This is a genomic window from Arthrobacter sp. KUASC02 (genome assembly GCF_059739395.1).
Genome location: NZ_AP046053.1, coordinates 3082197 through 3103760 on the forward strand (window position 1 = coordinate 3082197; position 21564 = coordinate 3103760).

The window sequence follows — 21564 nt, forward strand, 5'->3', positions numbered from 1 at the left end:
ACGCAGGATCTGCGAGAGGGTTCGTCAGAACGACGCAGGATCTGGGAGTGGGTTGCCCTGGGGGTGCACGTTCCGGGAGTGGGGGTGGGTTGTGGTGGTTAAAGTGGGAGAGCCCCAACCGTGTGGTTGGGGCTCTCGACCTGAATGGTGTTCCGGCGGTGACCTACTCTCCCACACCCTCCCGGGTGCAGTACCATCGGCGCTGTGGGTCTTAGCTTCCGGGTTCGGAATGGGACCGGGCGTTTCCCCCACGCTATGACCGCCGTAACCCTTGCTCCGCACCGGCCGGCCCCGTGGGGGTGGTGGTGGGAAATCTGGTGGTTACAACTTTTCTGCGGTGTTATCGCAGTTGTGGTGTTGTTATTTTGTTGTGGTTTTGTTCCTGCAACGCAACGGGTTTGTTGGTTGGGAACCACATAGTGGACGCAAGCAGTCTTGTTTCTTTGTACCACCCCCTGGGTGCAAACCCCTTTTGAAGTCGGGTTTGCGGGGTGGTGTGTGGTGTAAGTTATCGGCCTATTAGTACCGGTCAGCTTCACGAGTCGTTAGTCCTCGCTTCCACATCCGGCCTATCAACCCAGTGGTCTGGCTGGGGGCCTCTCACACACAAGGTGTATGGAAATCTCATCTCGAAGCGAGCTTCCCGCTTAGATGCTTTCAGCGGTTATCCCATCCGAACGTAGCTAATCAGCGGTGCACTTGGCAGTACAACTGACACACCAGAGGTTCGTCCGTCCCGGTCCTCTCGTACTAAGGACAGCCCTTCTCAAATTTCCTGCGCGCGCAGCGGATAGGGACCGAACTGTCTCACGACGTTCTAAACCCAGCTCGCGTACCGCTTTAATGGGCGAACAGCCCAACCCTTGGGACCTACTCCAGCCCCAGGATGCGACGAGCCGACATCGAGGTGCCAAACCATGCCGTCGATATGGACTCTTGGGCAAGATCAGCCTGTTATCCCCGAGGTACCTTTTATCCGTTGAGCGACGGCCATTCCACAATGTACCGCCGGATCACTAGTCCCGACTTTCGTCCCTGCTCGAGATGTCTCTCTCACAGTCAAGCTCCCTTGTGCACTTACACTCGACACCTGATTGCCAACCAGGCTGAGGGAACCTTTGGGCGCCTCCGTTACTTTTTAGGAGGCAACCGCCCCAGTTAAACTACCCATCAGGCACTGTCCCTGACCCGGATTACGGGCCGAAGTTAGATGTCCAAAGTGACCAGAGTGGTATTTCAACGATGACTCCACCCGAACTGGCGTCCGGGCTTCAACGTCTCCCACCTATCCTACACAAGCCACTCCGAACACCAATACCAAACTATAGTAAAGGTCTCGGGGTCTTTCCGTCCTGCTGCGCGTAACGAGCATCTTTACTCGTACTGCAATTTCGCCGAGTTTATGGTTGAGACAGCGGGGAAGTCGTTACTCCATTCGTGCAGGTCGGAACTTACCCGACAAGGAATTTCGCTACCTTAGGATGGTTATAGTTACCACCGCCGTTTACTGGGGCTTAAATTCTCAGCTTCGCCTTGCGGCTAACCGGTCCTCTTAACCTTCCAGCACCGGGCAGGAGTCAGTCCGTATACATCGTCTTGCGACTTCGCACGGACCTGTGTTTTTAGTAAACAGTCGCTTCCCCCTGGTCTCTGCGGCCCCGATCCCCTCCCACCAGCGTGTGGTGTTCAAGGTTGGGGCCCCCCTTCTCCCGAAGTTACGGGGGCATTTTGCCGAGTTCCTTAACCATAATTCTCTCGATCGCCTTAGTATTCTCTACCTGATCACCTGTGTCGGTTTGGGGTACGGGCGGCTAAAACCTCGCGTCGATGCTTTTCTAGGCAGCATAGGATCACCGAATCCCCCCATACGGGGGTCCCGTCAGGTCTCAGGCATCATGAACGGCGGATTTGCCTACCGTTCGCCCTACATCCTTGGACCGGGACAACCATCGCCCGGCTCGGCTACCTTCCTGCGTCACACCTGTTAATACGCTTACCTCCCAGGATCAGGTCCCGCGCTCCACCAAAAACCGCACACCACAAGGGTGATTGGTCAGGCTTCGGGCAGTTAGTATCCCCTGTTCAGCATGGGCGGTTTTTCGCCGGTACGGGAATATCAACCCGTTGTCCATCGACTACGCCTGTCGGCCTCGCCTTAGGTCCCGACTTACCCAGGGCAGATTAGCTTGACCCTGGAACCCTTGATCATTCGGCGGACGGGTTTCTCACCCGTCTTTCGCTACTCATGCCTGCATTCTCACTCGTGTAGGCTCCACCGCTGGTTTACACCGCGACTTCACTGCCCACACGACGCTCCCCTACCCATCCACACTCCTGAACCACAAAGGCTTGGATAAAATGTGAATGCCACAACTTCGGCGGTGTACTTGAGCCCCGCTACATTGTCGGCGCGGAATCACTTGACCAGTGAGCTATTACGCACTCTTTTAAGGATGGCTGCTTCTAAGCCAACCTCCTGGTTGTCTTCGCAACTCCACATCCTTTCCCACTTAGCACACGCTTAGGGGCCTTAGTTGGTGGTCTGGGCTGTTTCCCTCTCGACTATGAAGCTTATCCCCCACAGTCTCACTGCTGCGCTCTCACTTACCGGCATTCGGAGTTTGGCTGACGTCAGTAACCTTGTAGGGCCCATTAGCCATCCAGTAGCTCTACCTCCGGTAAGAAACACGCAACGCTGCACCTAAATGCATTTCGGGGAGAACCAGCTATCACGAAGTTTGATTGGCCTTTCACCCCTACCCACAGCTCATCCCCTCCATTTTCAACTGAAGTGGGTTCGGTCCTCCACGACGTCTTACCGTCGCTTCAACCTGGCCATGGGTAGATCACTTCGCTTCGGGTCTAGATCACGCCACTGCAACGCCCTATTCAGACTCGCTTTCGCTACGGCTGCCCCACACGGGTTAACCTCGCGACGTAACACTAACTCGCAGGCTCATTCTTCAAAAGGCACGCCGTCACCAGAATCAGACTGGCTCCGACGGATTGTAAGCACACGGTTTCAGGTACTGTTTCACTCCCCTCCCGGGGTACTTTTCACCTTTCCCTCACGGTACTGGTCCGCTATCGGTCATTAGGGAGTATTTAGGCTTATCAGGTGGTCCTGACAGATTCGCACGGGATTTCTCGGGCCCCGTGCTACTTGGGATACTTCCCAGGCGGTACACAACATTACGGTTACGGGGCTCACACCCTCTCTGGCCGGCCTTTCAAGACCGTTCACCTATGCCTGCACATCACACCTCGCTGTCCCGGCAGAGACAGCACGGAAAGTCCCGCAACCCCGACCATGCAACGCCCGCCGGCTATCACACATGGAACGGTTTAGCCTGATCCGCGTTCGCTCGCCACTACTAACGGAATCACTATTGTTTTCTCTTCCTGCGGGTACTGAGATGTTTCACTTCCCCGCGTTCCCTCCACGCACCCTATGTGTTCAGATGCGGGTCACCAGGCAGCTCGCGCCCCTGGCGGGGTTTCCCCATTCGGACACCCTGGGATCACAGTCCGGTTATCGACTCCCCCAGGCTTATCGCAGATTCCTACGTCCTTCTTCGGCTCCTAATGCCAAGGCATCCACCGTGTGCTCTTAAAAACTTGACCACAAAAGATCAAAAAAACTAATTTTCGAGAGAACCACGAAAACCAACCACACCCAACAACCACACCCCCAAAGGAATGCCATCATCACGCGCAGCCAGATCCAGGTTCATATTCTTGGAAATTGCTTCTTATAAAAGATGCTCGCGTCCACTATGTAGTTCTCAAACAACAACCCCGTACCACACACCCCACACACACCCGCCCCAAAGGGACCAGGCAACCATGTGATCGATGCAGCCAGGAAACCAGAAACAAACAAGTACCGGAAGTTCCCTCCCGGTCCTGTTGTCTCAGGACCCAACAGTGTGCCAAACACTAAACCGCCGCCCCCTCACCCGCACCGTTCCAGGACACGCTCCGAAGAACAGGTCCGTACTGGGTGCCGGCAAAAAACCAGCGGCCGCTATTTGTTGATATTCCACCCGTGAGCACCCGCCGCAGAACAATCGTCTGCGCAACGGGCGTTACTCCTGACAAACCCGCCACACTCACATACATGAGGCACGGTGCTTGTAGGTGCTCCTTAGAAAGGAGGTGATCCAGCCGCACCTTCCGGTACGGCTACCTTGTTACGACTTAGTCCCAATCGCCAGTCCCACCTTCGACAGCTCCCTCCCACAAGGGGTTAGGCCACCGGCTTCGGGTGTTACCAACTTTCGTGACTTGACGGGCGGTGTGTACAAGGCCCGGGAACGTATTCACCGCAGCGTTGCTGATCTGCGATTACTAGCGACTCCGACTTCATGGGGTCGAGTTGCAGACCCCAATCCGAACTGAGACCGGCTTTTTGGGATTAGCTCCACCTCACAGTATCGCAACCCTTTGTACCGGCCATTGTAGCATGCGTGAAGCCCAAGACATAAGGGGCATGATGATTTGACGTCGTCCCCACCTTCCTCCGAGTTGACCCCGGCAGTCTCCCATGAGTCCCCGCCATTACGCGCTGGCAACATGGAACGAGGGTTGCGCTCGTTGCGGGACTTAACCCAACATCTCACGACACGAGCTGACGACAACCATGCACCACCTGTGAACCGGCCCCAAAGGGGAAGGACTGTTTCCAGCCCGGTCCGGCCCATGTCAAGCCTTGGTAAGGTTCTTCGCGTTGCATCGAATTAATCCGCATGCTCCGCCGCTTGTGCGGGCCCCCGTCAATTCCTTTGAGTTTTAGCCTTGCGGCCGTACTCCCCAGGCGGGGCACTTAATGCGTTAGCTACGGCGCGGAAAACGTGGAATGTCCCCCACACCTAGTGCCCAACGTTTACGGCATGGACTACCAGGGTATCTAATCCTGTTCGCTCCCCATGCTTTCGCTCCTCAGCGTCAGTTAATGCCCAGAGACCTGCCTTCGCCATCGGTGTTCCTCCTGATATCTGCGCATTTCACCGCTACACCAGGAATTCCAGTCTCCCCTACATCACTCTAGTCTGCCCGTACCCACCGCAGATCCGGAGTTGAGCCCCGGACTTTCACGGCAGACGCGACAAACCGCCTACGAGCTCTTTACGCCCAATAATTCCGGATAACGCTTGCGCCCTACGTATTACCGCGGCTGCTGGCACGTAGTTAGCCGGCGCTTCTTCTGCAGGTACCGTCACTTTCGCTTCTTCCCTACTGAAAGAGGTTTACAACCCGAAGGCCGTCATCCCTCACGCGGCGTCGCTGCATCAGGCTTTCGCCCATTGTGCAATATTCCCCACTGCTGCCTCCCGTAGGAGTCTGGGCCGTGTCTCAGTCCCAGTGTGGCCGGTCACCCTCTCAGGCCGGCTACCCGTCGTCGCCTTGGTGAGCCATTACCTCACCAACAAGCTGATAGGCCGCGAGTCCATCCAAAACCACAAAAAGCTTTCCACCCCCCACCATGCGATGAGGAGTCATATCCGGTATTAGACCCAGTTTCCCAGGCTTATCCCAGAGTTAAGGGCAGGTTACTCACGTGTTACTCACCCGTTCGCCACTAATCACCCCAGCAAGCTGGAGGTCATCGTTCGACTTGCATGTGTTAAGCACGCCGCCAGCGTTCATCCTGAGCCAGGATCAAACTCTCCGTTGAAGTAAAACAAAAACAGACACACCATGCGCCCCCGGGAAAACGGGATACACACAATGCACAAAATTTGAAACCAGCTGTAAAAACCAGACCATCCACGGGATGGACAATCCAGTCAATTCAACCAATTCAATACAAAAAATTGGTATCAACAAACTTGGCACACTATTGAGTTCTCAAACAACAGACACATTCGAATACTTTTCAAACAATTACTTGAATTCCAATGAATTCTTTGTTATCATTTCTTCGCTGCGATGTTTCTAGCTTATTTCATTCATTTCCACTTTGCAAATCCGGTTATTCTTCCGAAGTTCACTTGGTGGAGTGAATCCGCCCAGCAAAATATGAAGCAATTTTTCATTTCTGCGACTTGCGCATAAAGAATTGCTTTTCATTTGAAGGGGGTCTGTCACCACTCAGCGGCGGCGACTCAGAAAACAATACACGCTCCTCCCCGGCCCCGCAAATCGGCCGGAAAGGAGCGTGCATTTGACGTCCTGGAAGCTGCCAGCCCTAGGAGGCTGCCACTTCCACGGTTGCCAGGTTCTTCTTCCCGCGGCGCAGGAGCAGGTAGCGTCCGTGCAGAAGTTCACTGCCCGGAATGACCGCTTCAGGATCGGTCACCTTGGTGTTGTTGACATAGGCACCGCCTTCGCCCACGGTCCGGCGCGCAGCCGATTTGCTGTCCGAGAGCCCGGAGGCCACGAGCAGATCCACGATGCCAAGGCCATCAGCGGCAACACGGGCCGAGGGCAGCTCGGCGGTTGCAGCCGTGAGGGTCCGTTCGTCCAGCGCCGCAAGGTCCCCGCCGCCGAACAGGGCAGCGGAAGCGGCGATGACCTTTTCCGTTGCTTCCACGCCGTGGACCAGGGAGGTCACTTCGAACGCAAGCCGGCGCTGGCCTTCGCGGGCAAAGGGGCGTTCCGCGATGGAAACTTCCAGGGCCTCGATCTCGGCACGGGTCAGGAACGTGAACACCTTCAATCGAGCGGCGACGTCGGCGTCGGCCGTGTTCAGCCAGAACTGGTAGAACGCGTACGGGCTGCACATCTCCGGATCGAGCCAGATGGCGTTACCTTCGCTCTTACCGAATTTGGTGCCGTCCGAATTGGTGATGAGCGGCGTGCCCAGCGCGTGCACGTGCTTGCCCTCAACCTTGCGGATGAGTTCGGTGCCGCTGGTGAGGTTGCCCCACTGGTCGGAGCCGCCGGTTTCCAGCACGCAACCGTAGTCACGGAAGAGCTGGAGGTAATCCATGCCCTGCAGGATCTGGTAGCTGAACTCGGTGTAGCTGATGCCTTCATCCGAGCTGAGGCGGGAGGCGACGGCGTCCTTGCGGAGCATGGTGCCGACCCGGAAGTGCTTTCCGATGTCGCGCAGGAAGTCGATGGCGCTCAAGGGAGCGGTCCAGTCCAGGTTGTTAACCATCCTGGCTGCGTTTTCGCCGTCAAAGCTGAGGAAGCGGCGGACCTGTGCCTGGAGGTACCCGACCCATTCGGAAACTGTGTCCTTGGTGTTCAAGGTACGTTCCGCCGTCGGGCGCGGGTCACCGATCAGGCCCGTCGATCCGCCAACCAGGCCCAGCGGCCTGTGGCCGGCGAGCTGGATGCGGCGCATAAGGAGCAGCTGCACGAGGTTGCCCAGGTGCAGGCTGGGAGCGGTGGGATCGAATCCGCAGTAATAGGTGATCGGGTCCCCGGCGAGCAGCTTTTCCAGTTCCACTTCATCAGTGGACACATGGACCAGGCCGCGCCAGTTGAGCTCCTGCCAGATGTTGGCAAAGGTCGGATCGTTCTGCTGGGACTCGAGATCATTTAGTTGGGACACGTGATCTAAGTTAGCAGGATTGGCCGGTCCCCAGCGCTGCGCAGGCGTCAAATGAGCGTTGCGTGACAGTGCCTCCGGACCGGCGGGAGGCCGGAATAATCCGGTCCTCCCGCCAGCCGAGTTCCAGCCGGGACCCAGCGGGTACCGCCGCGATCAGCGTTCGATGCCTGCCGGCACCGGAGCGGCGGAGATGAGCCGCAGCCGCTGGGTGGGCCGGGTCATGGCAACGTAGAGGTCCCCCACCCGTCCGTGTTCGTGGTTGAGCATCATGGACGGCTCGAGCACCACTACGCCGTCGAACTCCAGGCCCTTGGCCTCGCGCGGGCTGATGACCACAATGTCCTGCTCGTAGCTGCCGGCACCGGTACCGACCCGGCGGCCGTAGGCGGCGCGCAGCGCGGACGTGGCCTGCGGGAGGAGCTCTCCGTCGGCAATCACCGCAAGCAGGCCGCCGTCGAGCGCGTCCAGTTCATCCGGAAGGACCTCAACGAGCCGGCTGACGACTGCCCCGTCCTCCACGCGGTCAATGATCGGCGACCAGCGTCCCTCCCGGACAGCCTTGGGAGCCGAAATCACCAGTCCGGCGGCAGTGGCCATCCTGGCTGCTGCCTCCGCGATCTGCGACGGCGTGCGGTAGTTGACGGTGAGTTCCTCGAGCTGCCAGCGGTCGCCGAACATCGGCTCCAGCGCGCTCTGCCAGGACTTGGCCCCGGCCACGGAACTGGTCTGGGCGATGTCGCCGACAATCGTGAACGACTTCAGCGGGCAGCGCCGGACCAGCAGGCGCCACTGCATCGGCGACAGTTCCTGGGCCTCGTCGACAACGATGTGCCCGAACGCCCAGGTGCGGTCGCTGGTGGCCCGTTCCGCCGCGGTGAGCCGCGCTTCGCGCTCCTGGTTCTGGTCCACGAGTTCCTCGGCCGTCATCAGGACGTCCACCCCGGCGGTTTCCATGTTCACCAGCGTCTGCTTGGCGTTGGCGATGTCCCGGGCGCGGTCGTGCTCCTGCTGGGCCAGGCCACGCCCCGCTGCGGGATCAAGCTCGCCCAGCAGTTCGGCGGCCTCGTCCAGCAGCGGCACATCGGCCTCGGTCCAGGGACTGTCGGCAGGGCGGGCCAGCAGCGCACGTTCAGCATCGGTCAGCTGGGGCGTGCAGGCTTCGAGGATGGCCGGCTTGCTGAACAGCTCGGAGATGAGCTTCTCCGGCGTCATCGGCATCCAGCAAAGGTTCAGCGCGATGCGGACATCGCGGGCTGTGCGGACGTCCTCGGCGAGGTACGAGCGGTCGGCGTTATTGCCGATGCTGCCGGCCTCGACGAGCTCGGTCATCTGTTCCGTCAGCTCGCGCAGCAGGATCTTCACGAACGTCAGGCGCGCCTCATTGTGCGGCTTGTGGGTGGCGCGGGCCTTCTCCCGGGCCCGGCGCACCTGGCGCGGGGTCAGGACCAGCTTGCGGCCGTCCACTTCGAGGATCCGGTTCTCGGCCGGAATGCGCTGCCGGTTGGACACCGCATTGGCCACGACCTCGGCCATGTCCAGCCGTCCCTTGACGGCCGCGACGTCCGCTTCCTGCTCCGGTACGGCATTGATGCCCGGCATGAGCCGCCCGACGCTCGCCATGACCACACCCGTCTCGCCGAGTGACGGCAGGACGCGCTCAATGTACTTCATGAAGGACGACGACGGGCCCACAAGGAGCACACCGGCCGTCTTGAGCCGGTCGCGGTGGGTGTACAGGAGGTACGCGGCACGGTGCAGGGCAACAGCGGTCTTGCCTGTTCCGGGGCCGCCCTGGACGACGACGGCGCCGGAGATGGAGGAGCGGATGATCCGGTCCTGTTCCGACTGGATGGTGCCCACGATGTCGGACATGCGTCCGGTGCGCTTGGAGTTGAGGGCGGCCAGCAGCGCGCCCTCTCCCTGCAGGGATTCGTTGTCGGCCAGCATGTCGGCGTCCAGGACGTCGTCTTCAATGGCCTTGACCTCGCGGCCCTGCAGAATCAGGTGGCGGCGGCGGCGCACGCCCTGGCGGTCGAAGGCAGTGGCCTGGTAGAAGTGCCCGGCTTCGGGCGCGCGCCAGTCAACCATGAGCCGCTGGAGGTCATCAGTCGTCAGGCCGATACGGCCGATGTACTGCGCCTCCCCCGAGTCCAGGTCAAGGCGGCCAAAAACCAGCCGGTCGTCCACGGCGTCCAACTGCGCCAGGCGGTCCTCATAAAGGGCCGCAAACGCGTCCCGTTCGGAAACGTTCTGCATTGTTCCCACGGCTCCGGCACGGCGGACCTGGGCTAGCTGAGTGCGCTTTTCCTCGCGCAACTCATCAAGGCGGGCATACAGTCCCGCAACATAGTCCCGTTCATGGGCCAAATCAGCGTCGAGCATCGAGACTTTCCCCTATCGCAAAAGACAGACCGTCCATTCTACAACCATTTTGTTGAACGCGCCTGAAACAATTCAGTTCCCCGGGTTTCCGCTCCCCGCATCGGCCGCCGGGTCCACACCCGCGCCGGTTCACCGGCGCCGGTTCAACGGCCCGGTTTCAACGGCCCGGCGGGGCCGACGCTAAATCCGGATGAGCGAGCGGACGCGGTGGCCGCTCAGGGCCGAACGGCCGCGAAGCTCGCCGAGTTCCATGACCACGCCCACTCCGGCAACGTGCACTCCGCAGCGCTCAAAGAGCCGCGTCGCGGCCCCGAGCGTGCCGCCCGTGGCAAGGACGTCGTCGAGAATCAGCACCCGGCTTCCGGCCGGCAGGTCGGTGGTGTGCAGTTCCAGCGTTGCGCTGCCGTACTCCAGCGCGTAGTCCTCCGAGATCACCTTGCGGGGGAGCTTGCCGGCTTTGCGTACGGTAATCACGCCGGTGTTGGTGGCGTAGGCAGCAGCGGCCGCCAGGAGGAAGCCACGGGCCTCCACTCCGGCAACGGCGTCGAACTGGCCCTTAAACGGCTCCACGAGGGCGTCCACGACGGCGTGGAAGGCGGCACCGTTGGCGAAGACCGGAGTCAGGTCCTTGAAAATGATTCCGGGTTTGGGGTAGTCCGGCACCGTCGCGCAGAGGCTGTTGATCAGCTGGTCCACGGGAACGTTTCGTCTGGCCTGGCCCGGCTCGCTTAGATTCACGCATCCACCCTATGCCGGTGGAGGCCATTCTTCACGATCCGGGCGCGGCCTCGGGGCGGTCCGGGCGCACTTTCGCTGCCTTGTAGCGCGAGACGGTGGGATCGCCGGTCAGCCAGAACCGCCACGGATACGCATGGCTGCCGCCAGCACCCGAAACCCCCACGCGCGGCCCGGTGCTGATGTCGCGTGCCCGTGCCACCGGCAGTTCCAGCCTGAACGGTTCACCGAGGGCGTCCCGCCCGCTGTCCGCCGTCGTCAGTCCCAGTGCCGTGGCGAGCCGGGCCGGGCCGCTGGCCAGGTCTTTGGAGGACTTCGACGTCGGCCGCCTGGCCCGGGCAAGCTCCTCGCCGCCCACTATTTCCCCGCCCCGCAGCAGCAGTGCCGACGCCGTTCCGGGCGGTCCGCAAACAATGTTGGCGCAATAGTGCATGCCGTAGGTGAAGTAGACGTAGAGGTGCCCGGCGGGGCCGAACATGGGTTTGTTGCGGCCGGTCTGTCCGCGGAAGGTGTGGGAACCGGGGTCCGGGTGCGGGGAGTCATGGGGGCCCAGATAGGCCTCCACCTCGGTGATCCGTACGGAAACCGCACCCTCCGGGCTGTTATGGGTGAGTACAGCGCCAAGCACCAGGGGCGCCACGTGCCGGGCGTCCCCGGACAGCACCTGCCGCACGGCGTGTTCGTGTCCGGGGCGCGGCGGCCTGCTGCTCATGCACTGACTTTAACAAAGCCTTTGACAAAGCGCCGCCGCACCAGGGCCTCCACGGCCGTGTCCGATTTCCGCTAGCCCCCGCTGCGGGGACCTGACAGGATGGAGCCATGGACTTCTGGCAGCGCTACCGGGCAATCGACGCCCGCGACACCCGTTTCGACGGGCAGTTCTACACCGCTGTCCGGACAACCGGCATCTATTGCCGGCCCTCCTGCCCGGCCAGGACGCCGAAGGCGGAGAACGTCACGTTCTACGAAACCTCCGCTGCGGCCCACGATGCCGGGTACCGGGCGTGCAAGCGGTGCCTGCCGGAAGCCGTTCCGGGCACGCCGGCGTGGAACATCCGCTCCGACATTGCGGGGCGGGCGATGCGGCTCATCAACGACGGCGTGATCAACCGCGACGGCGTGGAGGGGCTCGCCTCGCGGCTCGGCTACTCGTCCCGGCAGCTCAACCGGATCCTCAGCCACGAACTGGGCGCCGGTCCCCTGTCGCTGGCGCGGGCCAGCAGGGCCCAGACCGCCCGGACGCTTCTGGTATCCACGCAGATGAAGCTCGCCGATGTCGCGTTCGCAGCGGGGTTCAGCAGCGTCCGCCAGTTCAATGAAACCATCGGCGAGGTCTTCGCCATGACGCCGACGGCACTCCGGGGCACGGCACTCCGGGGCAGCGCACTCCGGGGGACCGCCCACCGGGCGCCCGCCGCGACCACGGCGCTGACACTGAACCTGCCCTACCGTGAACCGTTCGACCCAGGCGTTTTCGATTTCCTTGCCGTCCGGGCCATTCCCGGGATTGAGGCCGGCACCGCATCCTCTTACGCCAGGACCCTGCGGCTCCCGCACGCTGACGCCCGCTTTGGCGTGACGTACGACGCCGGCGCCCCGGGGCGGCCACTCGTCCTCACCATTGGTGCGGTGGACCTCCGGGACCTGCCGTCACTGCTGAGCCGGGTCCGCCGCCTCCTGGATCTCGACGCCGACCCTGTGGCCATCGACGGCGCACTGGCCGCGGATCCGCGGCTGGCCCCTGCCGTCAAGACCTTCCCGGGCATGCGGATGCCCGGGGCCGTGGATCCGCAGGAATTGCTGATCCGGGCCATGATCGGCCAGCAGATCACTGTCGCGGCTGCCCGGACCGCCCTCACCCAGCTGTCTGCCTGCGGGAGCGAGAGCCTGGCGCCCGCGGACGGACTGCACCGGCTCTTTCCCACAGCTGCCCAGATTGCCGACCCGGGTTTCGGCCTGCTGCGTGGACCCCAACGGCGGATCGATTCCGTGCGGGCCGCAGCCAGTGCCATGGCCGCCGGTGACCTTGACTTCGGCTACGGGGACGACCTCGCCGGCCTGCAATCAAAGCTCCTTCCACTGCCCGGCGTAGGGCCCTGGACCGTGGGCTACGTCGCCATGCGCGTGATTGGTGCGCCGGACGTGTTCCTGGCCAATGACGCGGCTGTCCGCAACGGCATCCTCGCCCTCAGCGCCGGCAACCCGGCGGGCGCCGGCACACCGGACTTCACCGAAGTGAGCCCCTGGCGTTCATATGCCACCATGCACCTTTGGCGGGCGGCCGCCATCAGCCCGAAGCCCAGGCGGGCCCGGCAGGCGTCGGCGCCGTCAGCTGTCCGCCGTACCGCAGATTTAACCCTGAAGAGTTAAGCCGCCGATTCAGCCCCGAAGTTCAAACCGAAGATTTAACCCAGGAAAGTGAAGAAATGAAAGCCGAACTTCTGACCATATCCACTCCGGACGGTCCGTTCACGATCATTGCCCGCGACGGTGCCGTCCTGGCCTCCGGCTGGACTGCCGAGACTGCGGAGCTGACCGGACAGATCCATCCCGAACTGCTGCCGGATGAATTCGTCGCCGTCACGGACCTGGGCGAAATCTCCGACGCCGTCAAGGCTTTCTACGACGGCGATCCGGCACCGGCCATGCGGGTGCCCGTCCTGCAGAAATCGGGGCCGTTCCGCAGCCATGCCTGGGACGTCCTCCGCACGGTGAGCCCGGGACGGCCTGTCACCTACACCGAATACGCGGAGCTGTCCGGAAACCCCCGGGCCGTCCGGGCTGCGGCGAGTGCCTGCGCGTTCAACGCGGCCGCCCTCTTCGTGCCGTGCCACCGCGTGGTACGCACAGATGGAACGCTGGGCGGATTCAGGTGGGGACTCGCTGTTAAGGAAAGCCTGCTGGGACGCGAAAAGGGCTGACGGGACCGGTGGCGGCGGCCGGGGGGCCAACCTGTCGGCCGGCCCTACTTGGTGCTCGGCCTACTTGCTGGCCGGAACGCCCGAGGGCCAGGGCAGCAACGCCGGAAGATCCACGCCGTCGGCGGCAGCAGACGCCCGCAGGCTGCCAAGGGAAGGTTCGCGCCCCGCGAGCCAGGCCGCGATGTCCGTCAGCATTCCGTTGATGACGGTGGACCGGTTTCCGGTGCCGATGGTCACGGGCGGAAGGCCGAGGGGCTGTAGCACGAACCGCTGCCCGTCCGGCACCCGGGCTGCCAGGAAATCGAACAGGTGCTCGCAGAAGGGCCGGCTCCAGGTTTCCGGGCCAAGGCCGGTGTTCAGGTCCGAGGCATGGATCACGAGTTCCTGCCAAAGCGCGAACCCGCCGTCCTGCACCACTCCCCCGCGGTAGGAAATCGGAACCTGCCAGGCTCCGGCGTCCAAGGAATCGAAGGCACGCATGGCGCGCTCCAGCGCAGAATCCAGATCGGCCCGGTGTTCCGCCAGGCTGTGGCCGGCTGCCATTTCGATGGCCTTGGTGCGGCCCTCTTGGCCGCCGTCGTAAAGTTCCACGGTTTCGCCGCGGGCGGCGAATTCCAATTGCCGGGCCATCGCGTTCGAAATACCGGCCAGGTGCGCGAGCACGTGGCCCCGTGTCCAGCCCGGCAGCAGGGAGGATGCCGGGACGTCCTCGTCGGTGAGTTTGCCGGCCTGGGAGGCAACGACGTCGGCGGCTTTGTGGAGTTCGGCGAGCAGCGCGTCCGTTGTGATTGCGGTCATACCCGCCATCGTAGCGGACAGTTAATCTCAGTTAACGCAGGTCGGGCTCCTGGCCGCGGCCATAGCGGTGGCGCACGTGGCGGCGGTCGTGCCGGGCCTGCCAGAACTCGACCTCGTGCGGCTGGACCGCATAGACCTGCCAGTCCGGGTTCCCGCTGCCGTCCGCCGCAGGCCTGGCGGCCCAGTCCGCCGCCGATGCCTCCGCGGACAGCTCCACGACGGGGCCGGCCACCCGGACCTGCCGGCCCTGCAGCGGCCAGTAGAAGTTCAGCGCTGCGTTCGGCGTCGCCGCGAGTTCCTGGCCCTTACGTGAGGTGCGGGACGTCGCGATGTGCCAGCCGTCGTCGTCGATGTCTTTCAGGATCAGCATCCGGGACGACGGCTGGACATCGGCTCCCACGGTGGCCACGCTGCACGCATGGGGCTGGCGTTCCCCGGCGGCCAGCGCCTCCCCGAGCCATTGCCGGAACAGCTCGGCCGGGTCCGCAGGGGCAACCGCGGGGTCAAAATCCGGCAGGTTGTCGGGGAAATCCGGCAGGGCGCGGAGGTACCGGCGGAAGGATTCGCTCATGGCGCCATCGTAGCGGGGCGCGCCCGGCGGTTAACGCACAACGCTCTCTCAGCTCCTGCGCGAAAACCGCCAACGCTCTCTCACTTTCTTGCGGAAAGTGAGAGAGCGAGGGCCCAAAAGCGGCAGGAAGTGAGAGAGCGTCTGACTGCTACCCGGCGTACTCCCGCACGCCGGCGAGCTCGCCCTCGAGGGCGAGCAGCTGGCGTTCGACGGCGGCGGGTGCGGTGCCGCCCTGGGAGTTGCGGCTGTTGAGCGACCCCTCCGTGGACAGGACCGTACGGACCTCCGGCGTCAGGTGCTCTGAGATGGCGGCGTATTCCTCGTCCGTCAGGTCCCACAGCTCAACGTCCCGGCTTTCCGCCTGCTTGACCGCTGCTCCGGAAAGCTCGTGCGCCTCACGGAACGGAACGCCTTGGCGGACCAGCCATTCGGCAATGTCCGTGGCCAGCGCGAAGCCCTGGGGTGCCAGGGACTCCATCCGCTCCGTGTTGAACTTCAGCGTCGCGATCATGCCCGAGACGGCCGGGAGCAGTAGCTCCAGGGTGTCGGCGGCGTCGAACACCGGCTCCTTGTCCTCCTGCAGGTCGCGGTTGTACGCGAGCGGCAGGCCCTTGAGCGTGGCCAGCAGCCCGGTCAGGTTGCCGATCAGCCGGCCGGCCTTGCCGCGCGCGAGCTCGGCAACGTCCGGGTTCTTCTTCTGCGGCATGATCGAGGACCCCGTGGAATAGGAATCATGCAGGGTCACAAAGGAGAACTCCTTCGTGGCCCACAGGATCACTTCCTCCGACACGCGGGAGAGGTCAACCCCGATCATCGAACACACCCAGGCGAACTCGGCGAAGACATCGCGCGAGGCGGTGCCGTCGATCGAGTTGTGCGTGGCCGAGAAGAAGCCCAGGTCCGCCGCCACGGCCTCCGGGTCCAGGCCCAGCGAGGAGCCCGCGAGGGCCCCCGAACCGTACGGCGAAACCCCTGCGCGCTTGTCCCAGTCCTGCAGCCGCTGCACATCGCGCAGCAGCGCCCAGGCGTGCGCCAGCAGGTGGTGGCTGAGCAGGACCGGCTGGGCGTGCTGGAGGTGCGTGCGGCCCGGCATGGCCACACCATGGTGCGCCTTGGCCTGGTCCACCAGCGCGTCGATCGTGGCCAGGACACCCCGGGCAACAATCCGGGCGTGATCACGCAGGAACATCCGCCCCAGCGTGGCCACCTGGTCGTTGCGGGACCTGCCCGCACGGAGCTTGCCGCCGAGCTGGGTACCGGCACGCTCAATCAGTCCGCGTTCCAGTGACCCGTGGACGTCCTCATCGGACTCCGCCGGCAGGTAGGCGCCGGACGCGACGTCCTCGTCCAGCTGGCTCAACGCAGCAAGCATGCCTTCGAGCTCGGCGTCGTCCAGCAGCCTGGCCTTGTGCAGCACGCGGGCGTGCGCCTTGGACCCGGCGATGTCGTAGCGGGCCAGCCGCCAGTCAAAGTGCGTGGACTTGCTCAGCGCCGCGAGGGCGTCGGCGGGGCCGCCGGCGAACCGGCCGCCCCACAGCGCACCCGTGTTGGTGGCTTCTGCCTTCTTGGTTTCGACGGGCTCAACCACCGATTCTTACTTTCCTGCGACGCGGATGTCGCGGCCGGAGGCAACCTTGGCGGACATGCCCCACAGTTCGATGAAGCCGCGCGCCATCGACTGGTCGAACGTGTCGCCGGTGTCGTAGGTGGCGAGGTCGAAGTCGTAGAGCGAGGTCTCGGAGCGGCGTCCGTTGACGATCGCCTGGCCGCCGTGCAGGGTCATGCGGATGTCGCCGGAGACGTACTTCTGGGTGTCTTCGATGAAGGCGTCGAGGGAGCGCTTCAGCGGGGAGAACCACTGGCCGTCGTAGACCAGTTCTGCCCAGCGCTGGCCCACGGTGGCCTTGAAGCGGGCCTGCTCGCGCTCCACCGTGATGTCCTCGAGGTGCTTGTGCGCGGTGATCAGCGCCATGGCGCCGGGGGCCTCGTAGATCTCGCGGGACTTGATGCCGACGAGGCGGTCCTCGACGACGTCGATCCGGCCCACGCCCTGGGCGCCGGCGCGGCGGTTGAGTTCCTTGATGGCCTGCAGCGGGGTGACCTTGACGCCGTCGATCGCTACCGGAACGCCGGCTTCGAAGGAGATGGTGACTTCATCCGGTGCCGGCGGGAATTCCGGGGTGGCGGTGTAGTCGTAGATGTCCTTGGTGGGGGCGTTCCAGATGTCTTCGAGGTAGCCGGTTTCGACGGCGCGGCCCCAGACGTTCTGGTCGATCGAGTACGGGTTCTTTTTGGTGGTCTCGATCGGCAGTCCCTTTTCCTCGGCGAAGGCGATGGCCTTGTCGCGGGTCAGGGCGAGGTCGCGGACGGGGGCGATGCACTTCAGGTCCGGCCCGAGGGTCTGGATGCCCACTTCGAAGCGGACCTGGTCGTTGCCCTTGCCCGTGCAGCCGTGGGCCACGGTGGTGGCGCCGAATTCGCGGGCGGCCTTGACCAGGTGCTTGACGATCACCGGGCGGGAGATCGCGGAAACCAGCGGGTAGTGGCCCTGGTAGAGGGCGTTGGCCTTCAGCGTGGGCATGCAGTACTCGTTGGCGAACTCGTCGGACGCGTCCGCCACGTAGGCCTCGACGGCGCCGCAGCCCAGGGCACGCTGGCGGATGGTCTCCAGCGACTCGCCGCCCTGTCCGACGTCGACCGCAACGGCGATCACCTCGGCACCGGTCGCTTCACCGATCCAGCCGATCGCTACGGAAGTATCCAGGCCACCGGAGTAGGCCAGCACAATACGCTCAGTCACTTCAAATGCTCCTTAGTTGTTTGGTTCTTGGTTGTCTTCAAGCTTATTGGCCGGCTTCTTCGGCAAACTGCAGGAAGCGGGCGGCCACGTCCGCTCCGCCCAGCGGGTCCCGCGTGACCAGCAACACGGTATCGTCACCGGCGATGGTCCCCAGGATGGACGGCATCACCGAGTGGTCGATCGCCAGTGCCAGGAAGTTAGCGGCGCCCGGCGGGGTCCTCAGGACCACGATATTGGCCGAGGCCTCCGCCGTCACCAGCAGTTCGCCGCACAGGCGGGCGAGCCGGGCATCCAGGATCTCCTGGGTGACTCCGGCCTTGGCTGCACGCTCCCCGCCCTCCCCCGGAACGGCGTACACCAGCACGCCGTCCTTGCCGCGGACCCGGACGGCGCCGAGTTCCACGAGGTCGCGGGAAAGCGTGGCCTGGGTGACCTGGACGCCGTCGTCCGCCAGCAGCGCGGCAAGCTCTGCCTGCGAACGGACGGATTCACCGGTCAGGATCGCGGTGATCCGCGCCAGCCTGGCCGTTTTGGTGGCCGGGCTCGCGCCCGGTACCGACGGGTTGGTGGACACTAGAACGTGCTCTCCCCGGTTCCTTCAACGGGCGAGAGACCGTCGACGAAGGCCAGCCCCGACCGGTGCATGAGCCACGCCATCAGCGCCTTCTGGGCGTGCAGGCGGTTTTCCGCCTCATCCCAGACGATCGACTGCGGACCGTCGATGACCCCCGCGGAGATCTCATAGCCCCGGTACGCCGGCAGGCAGTGAAGCACGACGGCGTCCGGCGCCGCGAGCTGCATCGCCGCTTCATCCACGGAATAGTCGCGGAACAGCTGGAGCCGGGCTTCCTTCTCGGCTTCCTGTCCCATGGAAACCCAGGTGTCGGTGGCGACGACGTCGGCCCCCTTAAGGGCTTCCGCGGCGTCCGTGGTGATCAGCACCGAACCGCCCGTTTCCGCGGCCCGCTCCTCCGCGGCAGCGACGATGTCCGCGGCCGGCAGGTAGCCGTCCGGTCCGGCAATGCGCACGTGCATCCCGGCGGTCACGCCGGCCAGCAGGTACGAGTTCGCCATGTTGTTGGCGGAGTCGCCCAGGTAGCTCATGGTGAGGCCCTTGAGCTCGCCCTTGTGTTCCTTGACGGCAAGCAGGTCGGCGAGGAGCTGGCAGGGGTGGTAGTCATCGCACAGGGCATTGATGACCGGAACTTTGGAGTTCTCGGCCATGGCCACCAGCCCGGAGTGCGCCCCGGTGCGCCAGACGATCGTGGAGACCATGCGCTCGAGGACCTTGGCGGTGTCCTCCACCGATTCCTTGTGGCCGATCTGCGCCTCACCCGGATTGATGATGAGGGCGTTTCCGCCCATGTCGGCCACGCCGGTGGCGAAGGACACCCGGGTCCGGGTGGACGTCTTATCGAAGATGACGGCGACGGTCTTGCGTCCGCTGCCCGCGGCGGCAAAGGGCTGCACGCTGTAGGGCGCAGCCTTCATGCGGACCGCGAGATCCAGGACCTCGGCCTGTTCGGCCGGCGTGAGGTCCGTGTCCTTGAGGAAGTGACGGGTGGTTGCGGAGCTGGTCACTGGGCATCCTTTGCGGTCTGGAGGAGCGTGGGCAGGGCCTGGATGAAGCTGTCGGCCTGTTCGGCCGTCAGGATCAGCGGCGGGGCAAGGCGGATGGTGCGCGGACCGGGGCTGTTGACGATGAATCCGGCATCCAGCCCTGCGGTCACTACGGCGGGGGCAATGTCCGCGTCCAGGTCAAAGCCGATCAGGAGGCCTTCGCCGCGCACTTCCGTGACGCCGTCGACGTCGGCGAGTTTGGAACGGAGGAGTTCGCCCACGGTGCGGACGTTGTCCAGGACGCGCTGGCTTTCAATGGCGTGCAGGGTGGCCAGTGCCGCGGCCGTTGCCACCGGATTCCCGCCGAAGGTGGTGCCGTGCTGGCCGGCCGTGAGGAGCGAGGACGTCTCAGGGCCGAAGGTGACCAGCGCCCCGATCGGGAAGCCGCCGCCCAGGCCCTTGGCCAGGGTCACGGCGTCCGGGACGATCCCGGCGTCTTCACTGGCCAGCCACGTGCCCGTGCGGCCGATGCCGGTCTGGACCTCGTCTAGGATCAGGAGCGCGCCGGCCTTCGTCGTGGCCTCGCGTGCTGCCTGCAGGTAGCCGGGGGGCAGCGGCCGGACGCCCGCTTCACCCTGGATCGGTTCCAGGAAGACCGCCGCGGTGGTTTCGTCGATTTCCCCGAGCAGGGCGTCAATGTCCCCGAACGGGATGTGGACAACGCCGCCGGGAAGCGGTTCGAACGGCGCCCGGTAGGCAGCCTTGGCGGTCAGTGCCAAAGCGCCCATGGTGCGTCCGTGGAAGGCGCCCTCGAGCGCGATGATCTTGGTCCGCCGCTTGACGACGCTGCCGGGGCCGGCGGTGCCGTTTCCGGAGGTGCCGGTGGGCGCCTCCGCACCGGAGTTGCGGCGGGCCAGCTTGAACGCCGCCTCCACCGCTTCCGTGCCGGAGTTGGCGAAGAACACTTTGGACCCCGCCGGCGCCTTGGTGAGCTCAAGCAGCTTCTCGGCCAGCGCGATCTGTGTGGGGCTCGTAAAGAAGTTGGAGACGTGGCCCAGGGTGGCCAGCTGGCTGGAGATCACCGACGTCACGAACGGATGGGCATGGCCCATCGCGTTCACGGCGATGCCGCCCAGCAGGTCCAGGTACTCCTTGCCGTCGGCGTCCCAGACCAGGCATCCGGCGCCGCGGACCAGGACACGCTGCGGGGTGCCGAAAACGCCCATGAGGGACGAGGAGTACCGGTTCAGCCACTCGGCACCGGTCGGGTGGCCCTTGGTTTCGACGAGCTCGACTACCGGGGACTTTTCAATCTGGCTCATGCGTTCGTTTCCTCGTCCGGGACCACCTGCGTGCCGATACCCGCGGTGGTGAATGTTTCCAGCAGCATGGAGTGCGGCAGCCGGCCGTCCACGATATGGGCGCGTTCCACGCCGTCGTCAACCGCTTTCAGGCAGGCGGCCATCTTGGGGATCATGCCCGATTCAAGCCTCGGCAGCATCTCGCGCAGCTCCGACGCCGTCAGGGACGAGATCAGCGACGACTTGTCCGGCCAGTTCGCATAGAGGCCCTCGACGTCGGTCAGGATGACCAGCTTGGACGCGCCCAGGGCGGACGCGACGGCGGCCGCCGCGGTGTCCGCGTTCACGTTGAGCACCTGCCCGGTGGTGGAGCCGTCGTCGGCGATCTCCGGGGCCACGGTTGAAATCACCGGGATCCGGCCGGCCGCCAGGATATCAACGATGCCTTCCGGGTTGACCCCCACAACCTCGCCGACGAGGCCCAGGTCCACTTCTTCGCCGTCCACGACGGTTCCGGTGCGGACGGCACGCAGCAGGCCGCCGTCTTCACCGGACATGCCGACGGCGTAGGGGCCGTGCGAGTTGATCAGGCCCACCAGTTCGCGGCCCACCTGGCCGGTGAGGACCATCCGCACAACATCCATGGCCTCGGGGGTGGTAACGCGCAGTCCGCCCTTGAACTCGGACTCGATGCCGAGCCGGCTGAGCATGGAGTTGATCTGCGGGCCGCCGCCGTGGACCACCACGGGGTGGATGCCCACATGGTGCAGGAACACGACGTCCTCGGCGAAAGCACGGCGGAGTTCTTCGTTGACCATGGCGTTGCCGCCGTACTTGATCACCATGGTGGTGCCCGCAAAGCGCTGGATCCAGGGCAGGGCCTCGATCAGCGTGCCGGCTTTGTCCTGGGCAGCTTTGGTTGTATCGGGGCCGATAGATGTGGTCGCGCGTGTCTGGGTGCTCATGTGTCTCCCCGGAAGGTGGGTGCTTCG

14 protein-coding genes and 3 rRNA genes are annotated in these 21564 nt (G+C 64.0%); 2 read left to right on the forward strand and 15 right to left on the reverse strand.

The window, feature by feature from the left end; genetic code table 11:
* Positions 1-150 precede the first annotated feature (150 nt).
* The 7 genes from rrf to AC6JAC_RS14330 all read right to left on the reverse strand — a co-directional run bounded on the left by rrf (position 151) and on the right by AC6JAC_RS14330 (position 11333).
* Positions 151-267: ribosomal RNA gene (gene rrf, locus AC6JAC_RS14300) — 5S ribosomal RNA — on the reverse strand.
* A 231-nt stretch (positions 268-498) separates the two neighbouring features.
* Positions 499-3624 (reverse strand): 23S ribosomal RNA (locus AC6JAC_RS14305).
* A gap of 527 nt (positions 3625-4151) precedes the next feature.
* A 16S ribosomal RNA gene (locus AC6JAC_RS14310) occupies positions 4152-5677 on the reverse strand.
* The 16S, 23S and 5S rRNA genes sit together here, the layout of an rRNA operon.
* Before the next feature lie 513 nt (positions 5678-6190).
* The gene (tyrS, locus tag AC6JAC_RS14315; RefSeq protein ID WP_028271895.1) at positions 6191-7504 is read right to left on the reverse strand and encodes a tyrosine--tRNA ligase; all 1314 of its coding nucleotides are present in this window, start codon (positions 7502-7504) and stop codon (positions 6191-6193) included.
* Positions 7505-7657: 153 nt separating this feature from the next.
* A complete protein-coding gene (locus AC6JAC_RS14320; protein WP_028271896.1) occupies positions 7658-9886 on the reverse strand; it encodes a HelD family protein in 2229 nt (742 codons plus the stop codon).
* Between the two features lie 180 nt (positions 9887-10066).
* The gene (locus tag AC6JAC_RS14325; protein WP_028271897.1) at positions 10067-10624 is read right to left on the reverse strand and encodes an adenine phosphoribosyltransferase; all 558 of its coding nucleotides are present in this window, start codon (positions 10622-10624) and stop codon (positions 10067-10069) included.
* Positions 10625-10655: 31 nt separating this feature from the next.
* The gene (locus tag AC6JAC_RS14330; RefSeq protein ID WP_028271898.1) at positions 10656-11333 is read right to left on the reverse strand and encodes a DNA-3-methyladenine glycosylase; all 678 of its coding nucleotides are present in this window, start codon (positions 11331-11333) and stop codon (positions 10656-10658) included.
* Positions 11334-11440: 107 nt separating this feature from the next.
* Here AC6JAC_RS14330 and AC6JAC_RS14335 point away from each other — a divergent pair, with 107 nt between their 5' ends.
* Together AC6JAC_RS14335 and AC6JAC_RS14340 are read left to right on the forward strand one after the other, a co-directional pair.
* Positions 11441-12991, forward strand: a complete 1551-nt coding sequence (locus AC6JAC_RS14335; RefSeq protein ID WP_028271899.1) for an AlkA N-terminal domain-containing protein — start codon at positions 11441-11443, stop codon at positions 12989-12991.
* A gap of 56 nt (positions 12992-13047) precedes the next feature.
* Positions 13048-13542, forward strand: coding sequence for a methylated-DNA--[protein]-cysteine S-methyltransferase (locus AC6JAC_RS14340; RefSeq protein WP_028271900.1), 495 nt, complete (start codon positions 13048-13050; stop codon positions 13540-13542).
* Between the two features lie 60 nt (positions 13543-13602).
* Here AC6JAC_RS14340 and AC6JAC_RS14345 read toward each other — a convergent pair whose 3' ends face one another.
* The 8 genes from AC6JAC_RS14345 to argB all read right to left on the reverse strand — a co-directional run bounded on the left by AC6JAC_RS14345 (position 13603) and on the right by argB (position 21537).
* The gene (locus AC6JAC_RS14345) at positions 13603-14340 is read right to left on the reverse strand and encodes a maleylpyruvate isomerase family mycothiol-dependent enzyme (protein ID WP_028271901.1); all 738 of its coding nucleotides are present in this window, start codon (positions 14338-14340) and stop codon (positions 13603-13605) included.
* Positions 14341-14371: 31 nt separating this feature from the next.
* Complete coding sequence (locus tag AC6JAC_RS14350) at positions 14372-14911, reverse strand: pyridoxamine 5'-phosphate oxidase family protein (protein WP_028271902.1); 540 nt, start codon at positions 14909-14911, stop codon at positions 14372-14374.
* A 148-nt stretch (positions 14912-15059) separates the two neighbouring features.
* Positions 15060-16499 (reverse strand): argininosuccinate lyase, encoded by a 1440-nt coding sequence (argH, locus tag AC6JAC_RS14355; protein ID WP_497965161.1) that lies wholly within the window; start codon positions 16497-16499, stop codon positions 15060-15062.
* Between the two features lie 6 nt (positions 16500-16505).
* Entirely contained in the window at positions 16506-17711 is a 1206-nt protein-coding gene (locus tag AC6JAC_RS14360; RefSeq protein ID WP_028271904.1) for an argininosuccinate synthase, read from the reverse strand.
* 43 nt (positions 17712-17754) lie between these two features.
* Positions 17755-18285, reverse strand: a complete 531-nt coding sequence (locus tag AC6JAC_RS14365) for an arginine repressor (protein ID WP_028271905.1) — start codon at positions 18283-18285, stop codon at positions 17755-17757.
* Positions 18285-19292, reverse strand: a complete 1008-nt coding sequence (gene argF / locus AC6JAC_RS14370; protein ID WP_028271906.1) for an ornithine carbamoyltransferase — start codon at positions 19290-19292, stop codon at positions 18285-18287. Before argF ends, AC6JAC_RS14365 begins: the two co-directional genes overlap by 1 nt.
* Positions 19289-20593 carry an acetylornithine transaminase gene (locus AC6JAC_RS14375; protein ID WP_028271907.1) on the reverse strand — a complete coding sequence of 435 codons (1305 nt, stop codon included), beginning with the start codon at positions 20591-20593 and terminating at the stop codon, positions 19289-19291. The genes argF and AC6JAC_RS14375 overlap by 4 nt, the downstream gene beginning before the upstream one ends.
* Positions 20590-21537 carry an acetylglutamate kinase gene (gene argB / locus AC6JAC_RS14380; RefSeq protein WP_028271908.1) on the reverse strand — a complete coding sequence of 316 codons (948 nt, stop codon included), beginning with the start codon at positions 21535-21537 and terminating at the stop codon, positions 20590-20592. Before argB ends, AC6JAC_RS14375 begins: the two co-directional genes overlap by 4 nt.
* Positions 21538-21564: the final 27 nt, after the last annotated feature.

Excerpts from the sequence above, each read along its gene's own strand:
- AC6JAC_RS14320 (WP_028271896.1), bottom strand. The coding sequence starts at position 9,886 with ATGCTCGACGCTGATTTGGCCCATGAACGGGACTATGTTGCGGGACTG.
- AC6JAC_RS14330 (WP_028271898.1), bottom strand. The coding sequence starts at position 11,333 with ATGAGCAGCAGGCCGCCGCGCCCCGGACACGAACACGCCGTGCGGCAG.
- AC6JAC_RS14335 (WP_028271899.1), top strand. The coding sequence starts at position 11,441 with ATGGACTTCTGGCAGCGCTACCGGGCAATCGACGCCCGCGACACCCGT.
- AC6JAC_RS14340 (WP_028271900.1), top strand. The coding sequence starts at position 13,048 with ATGAAAGCCGAACTTCTGACCATATCCACTCCGGACGGTCCGTTCACG.
- AC6JAC_RS14345 (WP_028271901.1), bottom strand. The coding sequence starts at position 14,340 with ATGACCGCAATCACAACGGACGCGCTGCTCGCCGAACTCCACAAAGCC.
- AC6JAC_RS14350 (WP_028271902.1), bottom strand. The coding sequence starts at position 14,911 with ATGAGCGAATCCTTCCGCCGGTACCTCCGCGCCCTGCCGGATTTCCCC.
- AC6JAC_RS14375 (WP_028271907.1), bottom strand. The coding sequence starts at position 20,593 with ATGAGCCAGATTGAAAAGTCCCCGGTAGTCGAGCTCGTCGAAACCAAG.
- argB (WP_028271908.1), bottom strand. The coding sequence starts at position 21,537 with ATGAGCACCCAGACACGCGCGACCACATCTATCGGCCCCGATACAACC.